We start from the raw sequence: 15,765 nt of genomic DNA, 5'->3' as shown, positions 1-15,765 counted from the left end.
GGGGCTTTTTTGATTGCTCATTTATTCAGGCATGGGCGAAATAACCCGACTGCCTGAGGGGATCCAGATCTTCGTCCCCGCCGGCAAGTTCAATGAAGAAGCCATCCTCATCCAGTTCAAATACCTTTTCCAGCTCTTGTACGCATTCTTCAAACCGGCCGAGCTGCGACAGATAGCAGGCCCGGTTGTACCGGGCGAACAGATGGGCGGGATCTGCCTCCAAGGCATGTTCGGCATATCGCAGTGCCTCTTCATTTTTGCCCTGCCTCCCGAACAGGATGCCCAGCTCATCCCATCCTTCAGGGTCGTCCGGAAACAGTTCCACCGCCTTTCTCATGGCCTGCTCCGCATCACGGTACCTTTCCATCTCGGCATATGTTTTTCCGAGCAGCAAGAAGCCGTTTTCGATTTCCGGCTCTACTTCCAGACATTGCAGAAATGCCGTTTCCGCCTCGGGCCAGCTTCCCTGAAGGAAAAGCGAGTAACCGAGCAGATGCAGATCTGCAGGATCGTTGCGCCTGTTCATCAGGTTCTCCAGCAGCTCTTGTGCCTTTTGTATATGGATGGCCTGCTTTCTCTCGCTGAAGGGTTCCCGCTCATTGATATACAGCAACGCAAGCCGATACGCAATCTCGTCATCCCAGTGTCGGCCGAGCGTTTGTACAAGCGTCTTGATGGCATCTTCGGGCAGGGAGACGGCCATATAGAAATCGGCCAGCCAAACGGCGGCCTCCATGTTTTCCCGGTCGCACTTGATCGCCGATTCATATAAATCGACCAGGACACCGATCTGGATGGTGACATGGGTGAGGTTCTTCAGCTTCCGGATCAGCCCTTTTTCCTCCCGCTGACTGTGCGCCTCCAGCGTGGGCTGCAGCGCCTTTTCAAATGCTGCGGCCCCGTACATGAAGGCGCGGCTCTTTTCTTCCCTGGACAGCTTCAGACCGTCCAGGGATGGCTTGATCTTGCCTGCGGATTTCCCGAGGAACCCGATGAGCGTGTCATAGTACTCCCGGTCATCATAGTGGGCCTCCATCAGTCCGAGCAGAAGCTTCCGGGCCGATTTCGCTTCACCCCGACGGTACATTGCCTTTGCCTGCTGGTGGAGGAGTTCCGGGGATTCCGGGGATGCTTTAAGGGCCTTGGCCAAGTATTCGTCCTCTTTCTCCGGGGAGCCGAGTTTTCCGTGGAGGACCGCCATCCGGCTGTACAGGAAATCGGCGCCATTCCCTTTCTTGTCCAGTGATTGGAACTCTTCCAAAAAGTGTTCGAGCTGCGCCCGGTCCATGAGCTCGGCAGCCGCCTCCACATCCACGGCACGGGGGTTGAGCCTGAAGGCTTTCAGCAAGAGCTCAAGCGCCTTGTCATCCTCCCCCCGCTCGCGGAAGATGCCGGCGAGATCCAGAAGCGCCGGCCCATGAGACGGATTCAGGCGGAGGACGCGCTCATAATAAGATGCTGCCTTCTCCATGTCCTCCATTTTGACATGGAGTTCCCCGAGCAGGTACAGCGGCTGGACCTCCTCTTTCCGCTCCAGCGCCCGCCCGTAGGCCCCTTTCGCTTTCTCCGGGTACCCATTCTGCTCGTGGAGAATGCCGGCATGACACAGGAAGATGCCCCCGTCTGTCCGGTCCTGCTGTTCCTCGAGAAACGCCGCTCCCCTTCTGTAGTGGGGAGTATCCCCGATGAGGGAAACATAGAGTTCAAGCGCTTCCTCCAATGCCGATCCGGCCATGTGCAATCCCTTTTCCATCCAGGAAAGCCCCTGCGCAGCCCGGTGCTCTGACGTGCCCGAATCTCCGGCTGCTTCAAAAATCAGTTTCCCTCCGTTGATCAGGAACTCACTGTCTTCGCCGAACCGTGCCTCCAGACCGTCCATCTCCCGGAAGAATGCGTCTGTCTGCCCTACTTCTTTCAGAAGGGAGACCACGTTCAGGGCGGCGATGGGGTTCTCAGGCTCTTTCTCCAATGCCTTGGTGTACCAGATTTGGGCTTCCTTCAGGTTTCCTGCCCGTTCATGCAGTTCCCCCAGTTCACCGAGGAGGATGCCGGATTCCTCCGTTGCCGCCAGCCCCCTTTTCAGTACCGATTCAGCCGCAGCCGTGTCCCCGCGGACAAATTCCCAGATATCCGCGAGCTGCTTATACAGAACAGGATGGGAAGGATCGAGGCGGATCGCCACCGAAAATCCTCTCTCTGCCTGATGGAACCGGCCAATCTGCATATCGCATCGTGCGCGTTCATACCAGAAATGCGGCTGGTCGTTCTTCAGGCGGATCGCCCGTGTGAAGCATTCCCGTGCCTGCCCGTAACGTCCGGCATCAAACAGGATGCGGCCGTGGCTGGCCTGGGTGAAATCATCTTCCGCCAGGATATCCAGCGCAATCTCCGAGAATTTCAGCCCCTCTTCCGATTCTCCGGCATCGGACAGGGCGAGCCCCCGGTAGGACCAGAGATGGGCCCGGTCGGGTTCCAGCAAGACCGCCTGTTCAAAGTCCCGGGCCGCACGCCGGAACTCTTCCAGATTCAGATTGACCCGGCCCTTCAGGTACCAGTAATCCGCCGAACGGGAACCGGATGACATCCCTTCCAGGCGGGCGTTCGCCAGCCCGTCCTTGCCCGCCTGGGTATAGGCGAGCGCAACCGCCAGGTCCCGGTAGAGCGGGTCGGAGATCGTTCCGTCCACCGTGCGGACCATCTCGGTCAGCACGTCTTCTTCCAACATGCCGGCAAGATATTTGGCCCCGTATACCGACACGACGGGTCGATCAAGATGGGTCCGGAGAAACTCGGTGTCCTCGCGGCTCAGCGGCCGGTCACAGTTTTCGGTCAGATGCAGGATCCGTGCGAGCACCGCATGCTCCTGTTCATCCAGGAACGCGAGCTTGTCCCGGTTCTGAACAGGCACAACCGCCACCGAGAGAGCCCGGTTGTTTCCAAACTCCCTTTCAAGGCCGGAGTATTCGACGGCATGCGGTTCCCCGAGGTTCGGATCCTGGATGAAGAACACGCCCAGGCGGTCATCGTAGCCGGCCAGCAACTGGACATGGGCCTCCGTCGGATAGTCAAGCGTGATCAGGACACCCGCCTCCACGTCGATCAGCCGCTTATAACGCGCTTCATCCCCGTGGAAGAGCACGCAATGGAAACCGTTCTCACGGAAGAAATCGATCGCCCGGGACACCCGGGAGCCGTCAGATTCAAATATCTTCTCCGCCACCTCGTCCTGGCCGATTTCCGTTGAGAACATGCTGAACAGCATTTCCGAGCCGGCGGGCAGACAGTAATTATATTTCTGGATGACCCGCTTGTAGACCAGCATTCTGCACGGTTTTCCCGCATCCCCCGAATAGTTCTTGAAGCGGGGGATTTTTCTCAGGGCAGGATGGGCAGCCAGGTGCTCTTCCAGTTCTGTCCATTGTTCTTCCTCATACAGACTGACCGCCTGATAATAATCACACATGTCCCGGAGATCATGAAAAGGCGAAACCGCGAGAAGTTCGGCAATGCCGGCCCTCATTTCCGGCCATCGTTTCCCGTTATAGAGGATCCGGATCTTCTCGGCCAGCAGCTTCGGATAGGACGGATGGGACTGCAATCCTTCGGCCACACAAGCTTCCGCCGCATCCTGCATTCCGCGGAGGCTGTAGTGCTGGGCGAGCAGGAGATAGGCGTAAACCCCGTCTTCCCTGTCCTGTTTCCCCCTCTCCAACAGGCGGATGGCGTTTTCCCAGTCGTCTTTAAGCAGGAAATAGTAAGCCCATCTCACATTCATGGGTTCTTTGGAAATCCTTTCGCATTTCTCCATGTAGGTGCACGCCTCATGGAACCGGCGCATCCGGACAAGCAGGACCGCCAAGTTGAAATACAGCTTCTCGGCCGTTTCTGCCGGCGGCTCGTCTTCCTCCAGCCGCTTCAGGAGGATTTCCGCTTCGACGACCTTCTGATCATCGATCAGTTCCTCGCAGTGCCAGACCAGTGTATTCGGGCTGTTCAGCCTTCTGTGGCTGAAGCGCGCGACGATCCGGCTCCAGGTGTCCATCATCGCTGTATCCATGATCTTCAGAAGATCGCGGATCTGCCCTTCCGGACGGTCCATGAATTTCCGGACATCGGAGAGGCGGCTCAGCCCCTCCTGTTTTAGAGACTCTGAAAAAAGCGCCAGCGCTTCCGTGTACTGCCGGCTTTCAAGCATTTGAATCATCCGTGTAGTCTCCATAGGTCCCCTGTTCCCTCTCTTTTCCACAATCCCGGCAGCCAATACGTCTTCATTGAATATGAATTAAAACTAATATAAACCATTTCTATGACTCTGCCATTCTTTTTTTGCAGCCGTTACACAAAAAGATTTCAGCCATCTGGCGAACGGCTAAAACCTCAGGCAAGCGGCAGCAAGAACGGACTCCTCAAAACAGATCAAGACTTCAATTCTTTCCCCGGTACCGGAGGATTCACCGATTGCCTGTGTCTCAATTTATTAAAGGCCGGTTCGATTAATGAAAGGCGAGTTGAGTTGCTGACCAAGTGAAGTCGGCGGTTCAAAGTCAGAACCTCCGGAATGACCTACAGCTGGATTTGGCATGGGGTACATCCGTGCAGGTGGCGAATTATCCCGCCGTAGTCAGATTCATTACAGATATTCATGGTATTGCAATCTGTTTACAATCAAATTAAGAATCGCTCATATCGGCCCTTTTCCAAAGGTTTTCCTTTATAATGCCACTAGATGAGACACTTCCAAGGAAGGAGATCGGTATGTTTGAAAAAAATGATGTCTATTATAATGATCAGCTTTTTGGCTGTTGCTTTAGCGGCTTGTGGGGGTAATGAAAAAAGCAGTGGAACGGACAATGATGATAAAGCCAAGACAGCGGAAAACGATCAGCAGAAGCAAATGGAAGACATGCAAAAGAAATTGGAAGCACAGCAAATCGATGAGAAGAAAACCGTCGCCGTCGTGAATGAGCAAGAAATCCTCGGGAACCAATACAATGGTGCATTGGCTTCATCACAGGGACAAATGCAGCAAATGGGACAAGACCCCACTTCCAAAGAAGCGGCAGAGCAATTAAAAAAACAAACCCTCGACAACCTGGTCGGACAGACTCTTCTTCTGCAAGAGGCCGATAAAAAAGGCTATCAGGCTACAAAATCCGATATTGATCAGCGGCTGGACGAAGTGAAAAAGCAATTTAAAACTGAAAAAGAATTCGAAGCCGCTCTTAAAGAATCCGGCATGGACATGAAATCACTTAAAACTCAAATCGCCGAAGACCTTAAATTTCAGCAGTATGTTGAGAAAGAAGTGCCGGCAGGTGAAATCTCCGACGAAGAAATCCAAAAAGCCTACGATCAATATGCGGAACAAGCAAAGGGTGCAGGTCAGGAAGTTCCGAAACTTGATGAAATGAAACCACAGATCGAGCAGTCTATTCAACAGCAAAAACAGCAGGAACAACTGGTTCAGCAGGTTGAAAAGCTGAAGGAACATGCGAAGATCGACATCAAGATATAAGAGATGATACAAAAGAGGTGAACCATTTTTTCTATGGTTGGCCTCTTTTCTTGGCCTTATCGCGTCCTCTGCCCTTTTAAGCGTGTATACCTTATTTAAAATGCAAAAGACCTCTTACATGAAATGTAAGAGGTCTTTCTATTTCTAACTGTGAGCATGATGATGGGGCAGCAGTCACATGACCGACCCCATCGCGGCCCAAGGGTCAGAAAAGATTACATCATTCCCATGCCGCCCATGTCCGGCATGCCGCCGCCTGCTGCAGGCGGTTCCGGAATGTCTGCGACGACTGCTTCCGTCGTGAGGAAGAGGGCTGCGACAGATGCGGCGTTCTGAAGCGCGGAGCGCGTCACTTTCGTCGGGTCGACGATGCCGGCTTCGGTCATGTTCACCCAAGTGCCTTCCGCTGCGTTGAAGCCGATGCCGACTTCTTCGCGCTTCAGACGGTCCACCACGATGGAGCCTTCGAGGCCGGCGTTTTCGGCAATCTGGCGTACCGGCTCTTCGAGTGCGCGAAGAACGATCTTCACGCCGGTCGCGACGTCGCCTTCAGAAGCTTCCTGGATCTCGGCCACTTTGTTGTAAACGTTGACGAGCGCAGTACCGCCGCCCGACACGATGCCTTCTTCGACGGCTGCGCGTGTCGCGTTCAGCGCGTCTTCGATGCGGAGTTTGCGTTCTTTGAGTTCCGTTTCCGTAGCGGCACCGACTTTGATGACCGCAACGCCGCCGGCGAGTTTCGCAAGGCGTTCCTGGAGCTTCTCTTTGTCGAACTCGGAAGTTGTTTCTTCCACTTGCGCACGGATCTGGTTCACGCGTGCTGCGATATTGTCCTGATCCCCGCTGCCTTCCACGATCGTCGTGTTGTCTTTGGAGACGACGACTTTCGCAGCGCGGCCGAGTTGTGTCACGTCAGCGGACTTCAGCTCAAGGCCGAGGTCTTCCGTGATCACCTGGCCGCCGGTCAGGATGGCGATGTCTTCGAGCATGGCCTTGCGGCGGTCTCCGAAGCCAGGTGCCTTGACTGCAACCACGTTGAACGTGCCGCGGAGCTTGTTGAGGACGAGCGTTGCGAGGGCTTCGCCTTCCACGTCTTCAGCGATCATTAGAAGCGGACGGCCCTGCTGGACTACCTGCTCGAGAACCGGGAGCATTTCCTGGATATTGGAGATCTTCTTGTCCGTGATGAGGATGTACGGATTTTCAAGGACAGCTTCCATCTTGTCGGAATCCGTCACCATGTAAGGCGAAGCATAGCCGCGGTCGAATTGCATCCCTTCCACGACATCGAGTTCCGTCGCGAAGCCTTTGGATTCTTCGATCGTGATGACGCCGTCGTTTCCGACACGTTCCATCGCTTCTGCAATCAGTTCGCCGACTTCGTCGTCGCCGGAAGAAATGGCTGCCACCTGGGCAATCGATTCCTTGCCTTCGATTTCGGTCGAGATGTTCTTCAGTTCATCAATTGCAGCGTCAACCGCTTTTTCGATGCCTTTGCGGATGCCGACCGGATTGGCGCCTGCGGTGACGTTCTTGAGGCCTTCACGGATCATGGCCTGTGCAAGGACCGTCGCAGTCGTCGTGCCGTCACCGGCAACGTCATTTGTCTTGGATGCAACTTCGGAAACGAGCTTGGCACCCATGTTTTCAAACGGATCTTCGAGTTCGATTTCCTTTGCGATCGTCACGCCGTCGTTCGTGATGAGCGGCGAGCCGAAGCTCTTCTGGAGCACAACGTTGCGGCCTTTAGGCCCAAGTGTAACTTTAACTGCATCTGCAAGCTTGTCGACGCCTTTCAGCATCAGGCTGCGTGCGTCTTCGTTGAACTTGATTTCCTTTGCCATCGATGAGTCCCTCCTGATAATCGTTTCGTTCTGATGTGGTTTCAATCCACCCGGTTTTTATTCAGCCAAGGATGGCCAGAATGTCGTTTTCGCGGAGGATAAGGTACTCTTCCCCGCCGTATTTGACTTCTGTGCCTGCATATTTCGAGAAGATGATGTGGTCGCCCTCTTTGACTTCCAGGTCCACTTTCGTGCCGTTGTCGAGGTAGCGGCCGGTTCCGACTGCGATGACCTTTCCTTCCTGCGGCTTTTCCTTTGCGGAATCAGGAAGTACGATGCCGCTCGAAGTGGTTTCCTCCGCTTCGATCAATTCAATGATGATGCGATCACCCAATGGTTTCAACACGTGAAACACCCTCCTCTTGATCTGTCGATGATTGTCGTTTGTTAGCACTCGCTAACCAGGAGTGCTAACACAAGTATTATAATAATCAATCCGTTCCGGTTTTGCAAGCGGGACGCGCAAGGTCCGGGCTTTGAAGTTTTACGGTCTTCCCTCTACAATCAGATCATAACGACCTGCTGGAAGAAAGGATTCTGACCTTGAAAAAACGCCATACTTCACTTTGGATATTTCTCGTTTATGCCGCGGCGCAGCTCTCCGGAGGACCGGTTCTTGAGCAGATCATCCCCCGGCTCGTCGCAGCGGGCCACGAGGAACGGGAAGCCGCACTTCTTGCGACCGGATGGTGGATCTTCATCTCGTTCGGGGTCGCCGTGGCAGCGACATTGCTTCTCGTCCGCTCCGATAAAACCTATCTAAGGACGCCCAAGGGCCCAAAGGCCTCCGTCGGCGTGTCCGTCCTGCTCGGGGTTGCCGGATTCTTCATGGTCCTGTTCGGCCAGGGGCTGGCCGGCATGATCGAGCAGATGCTCGGAGTCGAAGCCGGATCACAGAACACGGCCGCACTCGTGACGGTGGCGGATACAGCGAAGCCCGCCATCTTCGCCATCGTCTTCTTCGCCCCGATCCTGGAAGAGTTCATCTTCAGGCGGATCGTGTTCGGCGGCCTCGTCGACCGGACGAACTTCTTTGTGGCGGCGGCCGTGAGCTCCATCGCCTTCGCCGCGATGCATATGGAGTTCACGCACATCCTGCTTTACGCCGCATCCGGATTCATCTTTGCATTCCTTTATCACCGGACGAAACGGATCACCACCTCGATCATCGCCCACATGCTGCTGAACGGATTCGTCATGATCGTCCAGCTCAATATGGACAAGATCCAGGAGTTCATCCGGACGATGGAACGCCTTTCCAATATCCAATAAGCAAAAAACGCCTCCCGCGGAAACTCAGTCCGCGTGGAGGCGCTTTTGTTGTTCTTCCAGGATCCGCTCGCGTTCCGCCTGCATCTCTTCCTGCTGCCGTTGCTGTTCGGCCTTCAGGTACTTCCGGTAGCCCGCACGCGAGATCAGTACGCTGATCTCATAAAGGATGATGAGCGGGACGGTCGTGAACAGATGGGAGAACAGGTCCGGCGGCGTGATGAACGCTGCCAGCACGAACAGGCCGAACCAGGCAAACTTCCGGAACCTGACGAGCAATGCCGGATCGAGGACCCCGAGCCGTGAAAAGAACAGCAGGACGACCGGCAGCTGGAACACCAGACCGAACGGCCAGGTGATCTGGAACAGGAAGTTGAAGTATTCATTGACCCCGATCGTCTGCTGGATGTCCAGGTTGTCGGACAGGTTTGTCATGAACGAGATCAGATACGGAAACAGGACAAAATAAGAAAACGAGATGCCCGCCAGGAAAAGCACGAAGGCGAACGGGATATAACTCAGCGTCACCCGCCGCTCCGTCTCCGAAAGCCCCGGAGAGACGAACGCCCAGAGCTGGTAGAGGATGACGGGGGAAATGATCACGATGGCGATGAAGATGATCACCTTCAGGTAGATGAACATCGGATCGGCCACGCTGAATGCGTTCAGCTGGAACTGCTTGGCCTCTTCGCTGTTCTGGAGGAACTGGATGATCGGCCTCGCGAGAAAGAATCCGCCGATGATCGCAATAACAAAGAAAACGACGATAACCATCAGCCGTTTTCTCAGTTCCTCTATATGTTCGATGATCGACAGTTGTTTATCATTCATGAAAGATGACTTCCTAACTGATGAGGCGTCTTATTTGACGTCTTTTTGTTCGGCAGCTTCTTTTTTGCTGTCCTCGTCATCGTCTACGAGGCCTTTTGTCGCATTCTTGAACTCGCGCAGTGATGAACCGACTGCCTTGCCGAATTCAGGAAGCTTTTTAGGACCGAAGATGATCAAAGCGACGATGGCAATCAGCACAAGACTCATTGGACCTGGTGACATGCCGACACCTCCCTTGTTAATAACACAATTCTACATGATTCCAGCCCATAATTCCATTTATACAGGAGCCGGTTTATGTCGATTTTTCGTCATTGCGGATGGAATAGATGAGCGCCTGCATCTCGACGGACAGATCGATCGAGTGGATCCTGACTCCCTCGGGCACGGAGAGCCGGACCGGCGCGAAGTTCAGGATGCCCTTGACGCCGAGTGCCGCCAGCCGGTCGGCCATCTCCTGTGCGGCCCTGGACGGTACCGTCAGGATCGCCATCTCGACATGGTATTCGCCGAGCCGCTTTTCCAGCTCGTCCGGCCTGAAGATCGGAATGTCATTGACGATTGTTCCGCCGTCGCCTGCGTTCGGATCGAACGCCACGACAATCCGGGTGTTATGGTTTTTGTGGAAATTATATTTCAAAAAGGCGTTCCCGAGGCTTCCCACACCGACAAGCGCCACATTCGTCGCCTCGTCCTGATCGAGCGTCTTCCGGAAAAACTCCAGCAGCGTCCTGACATCATATCCGTAGCCCTTCTTCCCGAGCGCACCGAAATAGGAGAAGTCCCTGCGGATCGTCGCAGAGTCGATCTTCATCGCATCGCTCAGTTCCTGGGAAGAAACTCTCTCCTTGCCGGAGTTGGCGAACTTCTGGATGAACCGGTAATAGAGGGGAAGCCGCTTGGATGTCGCCTGCGGGACTTTATTAGTTTTTTCGTCCATGTTTTCCTCCTGTGGAACCTTCCTTCTTGAACCGCTTCCATCTTACAGCAGTCCCCTTCTCATGTAAAGGCGAGCCGTTGCGCCGTGCGGTCCCATCGATTAAACTGGAGAGGAATAGAGGTGGAAATCATGATCGTCCTTCAAGTGAACAATGTGACAAAATCATTCGCCGGAGAAGAGATTCTTTCAGGCGTCAAATTGGAAGTGCAGCACCGGGACCGGGTGGCGCTCGTCGGCCGCAACGGAGCCGGAAAATCGACCCTCCTGAAAATCATCACCGGGGAGCTGAGCCGGGATGAGGGAGATATCATCATGCCGAAAGACGTCCGGATCGGCTATCTCGACCAGCATACCGGACTCGACTCCGACCGGACGATCTGGGAAGAGATGATGACCATCTTCCAGCCGCTCCATGACATGGAGCATGAACTCCGGACACTTGAACAGCGGATGGCGGATCCCTCCGTCTACGGGGACGAAGAGTCCTACCGGAAGGTGATGGAAGCCTACGACGATCTGCAGCACCGGTTCCAGGAAGCCGGCGGCTATCAGTATGAATCGGAAACCCGCTCCGTCCTGCACGGCATGCGCTTTTATCCCGAAGACCGGGACAAGAAGATCCACACGCTTTCGGGCGGGCAGCGCACCCGCCTCGCCCTTGCACGGCTCCTGCTGTCAAAGCCGGACCTGCTGATCCTCGATGAGCCGACAAACCATCTGGACATCGAAGCGCTGTCCTGGCTTGAGCGATACTTGCAGGGCTATGAGGGCGCCATCCTGATCGTGTCCCACGACCGCTACTTCCTGGATCAGGTCGTGACGATCGTCTATGAAGTATCCCGTCGAAAAGTGACGAAATACGTCGGAAACTACAGCGCCTATCTCGACCAGAAGGCGAAGAACTATGAACGGGACCGCAAACTGTATGAAAAGCAGATGGACGAGAAAGCAAAGCTCGAGGAATTCGTCCAGCGGAACATCGCCCGGGCCTCCACGACGAAAATGGCCCAGAGCAGACGGAAAGTGCTCGAGAAGACCGACTGGATGGACGCACCGGACGGCAATGAAAAATCCGCCGCCTTCACGTTCGGCATCGACCGCAAAAGCGGCAACGATGTCCTCGCCGTCCATGACCTAGCCATCGGACACGGCGGCACGCCCGTCTCCGAGCATCTGGACTTCCGGGTCTACCGGCAAGACCGGATTGCGTTCATCGGGCCGAACGGCGTCGGCAAGTCGACCCTCCTGAAGACATTGACGGACCGGCTGCCTGTTCTCGGAGGAGAGATCGCAGTGGGGACGAATGTCCAATACGGCTTTTATGACCAGGAGCAGGCCGAACTCACCGGCTCAGGTACGGTCCTGCAGGAGATCTGGAATGAATGGCCGCTCATGAATGAAAAAGACGTCCGGACACTCCTCGGACGCTTCCTGTTCAGCGGGGATGATGTGACGAAACCGGTCGCTTCCCTTTCGGGGGGAGAGAAGGCGCGTCTCGCGCTCGCCAAGCTGGTCCTTGAGAAATCGAACACCCTCGTCCTCGACGAGCCGACGAACCATCTGGACCTCGACAGCAAAGAAGTGCTGGAAAATGCGCTGCTGGACTATCCCGGGACGCTCCTGTTCGTCTCGCATGACCGGTATTTCATCAACCGGATTGCGACAAAGGTGATCGAGCTCTCACCGGAAGGATCCGAAGAATTCCTCGGCGACTACGATTATTATGTGGAAAAGAAGAAAGAACAGGAAGAGCTGCTGCTTGAGCTCGCTGCCGAGCAGCAGGCCAACCAGTCCCGGAAAGCCGCTCCGGTCCCCGGGAAGCCGGTGCCCGAGAGCAAGGAACGGCAGCGGGAACGCCGGCGGCTCCAGCGGGCCCTCGAGGAAGCGGAGCAGGAAATGGAATCTCTTGAAGCCGAAATCGGCAGACTCGAGGAAGAACTGAACAATCCAGCGCACTCCGACGACCATGTAAAGCTTTCGGAAATCCAGGCGGATCTTGACCGCCGGCACGAACTCCATGAAACTTGCATGGAACGGTGGATGGAACTGCAGGCCTCCCTGGAAGAAGCCTGACTGATGAAAACAACGATGCAAGCTGCCGGGCAGACAGGCCGGCAGCTTTTCATTTTCCTGCAGAATCTCGCCATGGCGATGAGATTTTCCACAAACTTATTCACACGGCCGACCGCATGAAAACGGGATATGCACACAGTTATCCACTATATCCACAGAAACCATCTGAGTTTTGCACACTATTTTTTCAAAAGCAGAGGATAACCGGCGCATAAATCCCCAACTTATCAACAAGTTATCAACAAATGTGCATAAGTACAGACGTTCCCTCTTGACAGACTTTGAGGATTATGAAGAACGAGAGAGGAGCTTGTCGAATGACAGGCTCCTCTCTGTTCACCTATTTTTCTGTTCATTTTCAGCCGTCCAGCCGAGCAGTTCCAGCCCCGGCTTTCCGTTCATCCGGAGATCGCCCCGCACCCCTGCTTCAAACATCGACGAACCTGCCGCTGCGATCATCGCCGCGTTGTCCGTGCAGAGATTGAGCGGGGGAACATGGAATTCGATCTCTTCCTTCCCGAGTGCCTCGGCAAGAGAGTCCCGGAGACCCCGGTTGGCCGCAACACCGCCGGCCGCGATCACCTGCTGCACACCGAACGCCTTCGCTGCCCGGACCGTCTTCCCCGTCACGACTTCCACGACGCTCTCCTGGAATCCTGCGGCCACTTTGGCCGGGTCGACGGTCTCGCCCTTCTGATTGGCATTATGCACATAATTGATGACCGCCGACTTCAGACCGCTGAAACTGAAATCATACGACCCGTCTTCCAGCCATGCCCTCGGAAACTTGACCGACTCCTCTGCCTCATGGGCGAGCCGGTCGATATGCGGTCCGCCCGGGTAGGGCAGTCCGAGGATGCGGGCAACCTTATCATAGGCTTCGCCCGCCGCATCGTCCCTCGTCTCCCCGATCAGTTCGAAGGAACCGTCCCGTTCCATGTAGACAAGCTCGGTGTGCCCTCCTGAAATGATGAGCGCCACCAATGGGAACTCCATCCCGCCTGCGAGGCGGTTGGCATAGACATGTCCCGCGATATGATGGACACCGATCACCGGCAGTCCGTGGGCGAACGCAAATGCCTTCGCGGCATTCACTCCGACCAGAAGGGCTCCGACCAGTCCGGGTCCCTGGGTGACGGCCACCGCGTTTAATCCACCGGGCGTGATTCCGGCTTCGCGGAGTGCCTGTTCAATGACAAGCGTGATCTGCTCGACATGGTGGCGGGAAGCCACTTCCGGCACGACGCCTCCGAAACGCTTATGGCTCTCAATCTGGGAGGCCACTACGTTGGAGACGATCTCCCGTCCGTTCCGAACGACGGATGCCGCCGTTTCATCACAGCTTGTCTCAATGCCAAGAATATAAATGTCCTTCATGCTGTCAACTCCGTCCACATGACGAGGGCATCTTCCCCGTTGTCTGTGTAATAACCCCTGCGGATGCCGCCTTCACGGAAACCGAGCTTTCGGTAAAGATTCCGTGCCGGCTCATTGGACACCCGCACTTCGAGCGTCATCGTCCGGGCACCGTGGCCGGACGCCCGGCGCATAATCTCCCGCATGAGCGCCTCTCCGATGCCGGTTCCTCTATAGGAACCGAGCACCGCCACGTTTGTGATGTGGCTCTCATCGAGGATCAGCCACATCCCCGCATACCCGACGACTTCCTCTTCCTTTTCAGCGAGCACGTAATAGGCATATTCGTTCCGGAGCATCTCCTGCTCAAATGCCTCGAGCGACCAGGGTGCCGTAAAGGCATCGGTCTCCACCCGGTAGACCGCCGGCACGTCAGTAAGCACCATTTTGCGGAAGGTGACCGTGGTTTGCGGCTTATCGTCCATCCGGGACATTCCCTTCCTGCGATTTGCGCCAGTTTGACACGGCTTCAGGGATCCGGCGGTACTCCGGCGTAAACGAATGCAGATCCCCGACAGGCGGCAGGTTCTGCGCCTCATCGATCAGAAGGGAAGCACGCGGGATGTCCTGCCCGGCATGTGCGCGGACCGCCCGGTGACCGAGCGCCTCGCCGGCAGTTTCCCAGTGCACGCTCGCGCCGGGACCGAGAAAGACGACGGGGCCTTCCCCTTCTCCAAGTCGGTCAAGAAGGTCGGAGAAGGCCTGATGGCGGTCTTCCTCCACCACTTCGATCGTTCCTTGCCGCGTCCTTTTGTAAAGACCTGCAAACACATTGCCGCGGCGCGCATCGATCAGCGGACAGATGGTCACGTCCGGCGAAAGGACATTGGCGGCGAGGACCCGGAGGCTCGAGACGCCGGTCAGCGGCTTATCGAGCGTCCAGGCGAGCGTTTTCGCGATGGTGACGCCGATCCGGACACCGGTATAGGATCCCGGGCCTTCGGCAACCGCGATGGCATCGATGTCCGACGGGGCAAGCCCGGCCCGTCCGAACAGCTCGTCCACGGCCGGCATCGCTCCCTCGGAATGATTGAGGCCCACAGCGGAATTCAATTCAACAAGCAGCTCACCGTCCCGCACAAGGGCGGCGGAAAGCGGCAGATTCGATGTATCCAGACCCAGCCAGATCATAATCCGATCTCCTTTACCAATGCTTCATAGCGGCTCCCGGACGGACGGAAGCGGAATAGCCGTCCCTCGTCCCCGGTACGCGCGATTTCGATGTCGAGCCGCTCGTCCGGGAGTTCCTCGGATATATAGCGCGCCCATTCAATGACCGACACGGCGTCTCCGAAGAACAGTTCGTCCCAGCCGAGATCCTCATCGCTGTCCGCCAGCCGGTAGACATCCAGATGATTCAGCGGCAGCCGCCCTTCATATTGTTTGAGGATTGTGAAGGTCGGGCTGTTGACGGTACGCCGGATGTCCAGCCCTTTCGCCAGGGCCTGCGTGAATGTCGTCTTTCCGGCACCCAGATCCCCTTCAAGCGTGATCACTTCACCGCCCTTGAGCAGGGAAGCCAAACGCAAAGCCAGCTGCTCCGTCTCCCGGAGTCCCGTTACTTCTATCGTCCATTCCATCTTCTCACTCCATCTTCCAGGCCGCCCGGCGGCAATTGGTCGTTTCTGCTGAACCCAGTGTACCGGAACAGCCGGGGATTTTGTACTGATTTGCTATCAACGGCGAAGTGGAGGGAGAGTATTCTTCCGTCCCAGTCGAAAAAAACGCTGGGGACGTTCCGTGCGATCCTCTTCTTCTCCCGCCGAACCTTTATAAAACATGAAAAAACCGTCTCCGGTTGGAGACGGCCTTGTGCCCAGCGATGTCCTACTCTTGCAGGGGGAAGCCCCCGACTACCATCGGCGCTGAAGAGCTTA

At 55.9% G+C, this 15,765-nt stretch carries 13 protein-coding genes; 3 read left to right on the top strand and 10 right to left on the bottom strand.

All coding sequences use genetic code 11. The annotated features are described in order from the left end of the window. Positions 1-25: 25 nt before the first annotated feature. A complete protein-coding gene (locus B0B07_RS13770; protein ID WP_076759820.1) occupies positions 26-4,204 on the bottom strand; it encodes a tetratricopeptide repeat protein in 4,179 nt (1,392 codons plus the stop codon). Positions 4,205-4,759: 555 nt separating this feature from the next. Here B0B07_RS13770 and B0B07_RS13765 point away from each other — a divergent pair. Continuing rightward, positions 4,760-5,515: a SurA N-terminal domain-containing protein gene (locus tag B0B07_RS13765; RefSeq protein WP_076759818.1), complete on the top strand. Its 756-nt coding sequence runs from the start codon at positions 4,760-4,762 to the stop codon at positions 5,513-5,515. A 215-nt stretch (positions 5,516-5,730) separates the two neighbouring features. On the opposite strand, the gene groL is transcribed toward B0B07_RS13765, so the two are convergent. Further along, positions 5,731-7,359 (bottom strand): chaperonin GroEL, encoded by a 1,629-nt coding sequence (groL, locus tag B0B07_RS13760; RefSeq protein WP_076759817.1) that lies wholly within the window; start codon positions 7,357-7,359, stop codon positions 5,731-5,733. A 61-nt stretch (positions 7,360-7,420) separates the two neighbouring features. Further along, complete coding sequence (gene groES, locus B0B07_RS13755; protein WP_076759815.1) at positions 7,421-7,705, bottom strand: co-chaperone GroES; 285 nt, start codon at positions 7,703-7,705, stop codon at positions 7,421-7,423. Between the two features lie 197 nt (positions 7,706-7,902). On the opposite strand from groES, the gene B0B07_RS13750 reads away from it, so the two are divergent. Further along, the gene (locus B0B07_RS13750) at positions 7,903-8,631 is read left to right on the top strand and encodes a CPBP family intramembrane glutamic endopeptidase (protein WP_076759813.1); all 729 of its coding nucleotides are present in this window, start codon (positions 7,903-7,905) and stop codon (positions 8,629-8,631) included. A gap of 24 nt (positions 8,632-8,655) precedes the next feature. Here B0B07_RS13750 and tatC read toward each other — a convergent pair whose 3' ends face one another. The 3 genes from tatC to B0B07_RS13735 all read right to left on the bottom strand — a co-directional run bounded on the left by tatC (position 8,656) and on the right by B0B07_RS13735 (position 10,399). Further along, positions 8,656-9,459: a twin-arginine translocase subunit TatC gene (gene tatC / locus B0B07_RS13745; RefSeq protein WP_076759811.1), complete on the bottom strand. Its 804-nt coding sequence runs from the start codon at positions 9,457-9,459 to the stop codon at positions 8,656-8,658. A 30-nt stretch (positions 9,460-9,489) separates the two neighbouring features. Beyond that, positions 9,490-9,681 carry a twin-arginine translocase TatA/TatE family subunit gene (locus B0B07_RS13740; protein ID WP_076759809.1) on the bottom strand — a complete coding sequence of 64 codons (192 nt, stop codon included), beginning with the start codon at positions 9,679-9,681 and terminating at the stop codon, positions 9,490-9,492. Between the two features lie 73 nt (positions 9,682-9,754). Then, complete coding sequence (locus tag B0B07_RS13735; RefSeq protein WP_076759808.1) at positions 9,755-10,399, bottom strand: redox-sensing transcriptional repressor Rex; 645 nt, start codon at positions 10,397-10,399, stop codon at positions 9,755-9,757. A 129-nt stretch (positions 10,400-10,528) separates the two neighbouring features. Here B0B07_RS13735 and B0B07_RS13730 point away from each other — a divergent pair, with 129 nt between their 5' ends. Then, a complete protein-coding gene (locus B0B07_RS13730; RefSeq protein WP_076760074.1) occupies positions 10,529-12,472 on the top strand; it encodes an ABC-F family ATP-binding cassette domain-containing protein in 1,944 nt (647 codons plus the stop codon). Positions 12,473-12,808: 336 nt separating this feature from the next. Here B0B07_RS13730 and tsaD read toward each other — a convergent pair whose 3' ends face one another. The 4 genes from tsaD to tsaE are packed head-to-tail and all read right to left on the bottom strand — an operon-like array spanning position 12,809 to position 15,468. Further along, on the bottom strand, positions 12,809-13,849 hold the full coding sequence (gene tsaD, locus B0B07_RS13725) for a tRNA (adenosine(37)-N6)-threonylcarbamoyltransferase complex transferase subunit TsaD (RefSeq protein WP_076759805.1): 1,041 nt from the start codon (positions 13,847-13,849) through the stop codon (positions 12,809-12,811). Further along, positions 13,846-14,313 (bottom strand): ribosomal protein S18-alanine N-acetyltransferase, encoded by a 468-nt coding sequence (gene rimI, locus B0B07_RS13720; protein ID WP_076759803.1) that lies wholly within the window; start codon positions 14,311-14,313, stop codon positions 13,846-13,848. Before rimI ends, tsaD begins: the two co-directional genes overlap by 4 nt. Then, positions 14,303-15,019, bottom strand: coding sequence for a tRNA (adenosine(37)-N6)-threonylcarbamoyltransferase complex dimerization subunit type 1 TsaB (gene tsaB / locus B0B07_RS13715; protein WP_076759802.1), 717 nt, complete (start codon positions 15,017-15,019; stop codon positions 14,303-14,305). The genes rimI and tsaB overlap by 11 nt, the downstream gene beginning before the upstream one ends. After that, positions 15,016-15,468 carry a tRNA (adenosine(37)-N6)-threonylcarbamoyltransferase complex ATPase subunit type 1 TsaE gene (gene tsaE, locus B0B07_RS13710; RefSeq protein ID WP_076759800.1) on the bottom strand — a complete coding sequence of 151 codons (453 nt, stop codon included), beginning with the start codon at positions 15,466-15,468 and terminating at the stop codon, positions 15,016-15,018. Before tsaE ends, tsaB begins: the two co-directional genes overlap by 4 nt. Positions 15,469-15,765 lie beyond the last annotated feature (297 nt).

The sequence above is a fragment of the Edaphobacillus lindanitolerans genome, from assembly GCF_900156305.1.
In the GTDB taxonomy this organism is placed as follows: Bacteria; Bacillota; Bacilli; order Bacillales_A; family Planococcaceae; genus Bhargavaea; species Bhargavaea lindanitolerans.
The sequence above is the reverse complement of the archived record's forward strand: the minus strand, read 5'-3'. Positions and strand labels throughout refer to the sequence as shown.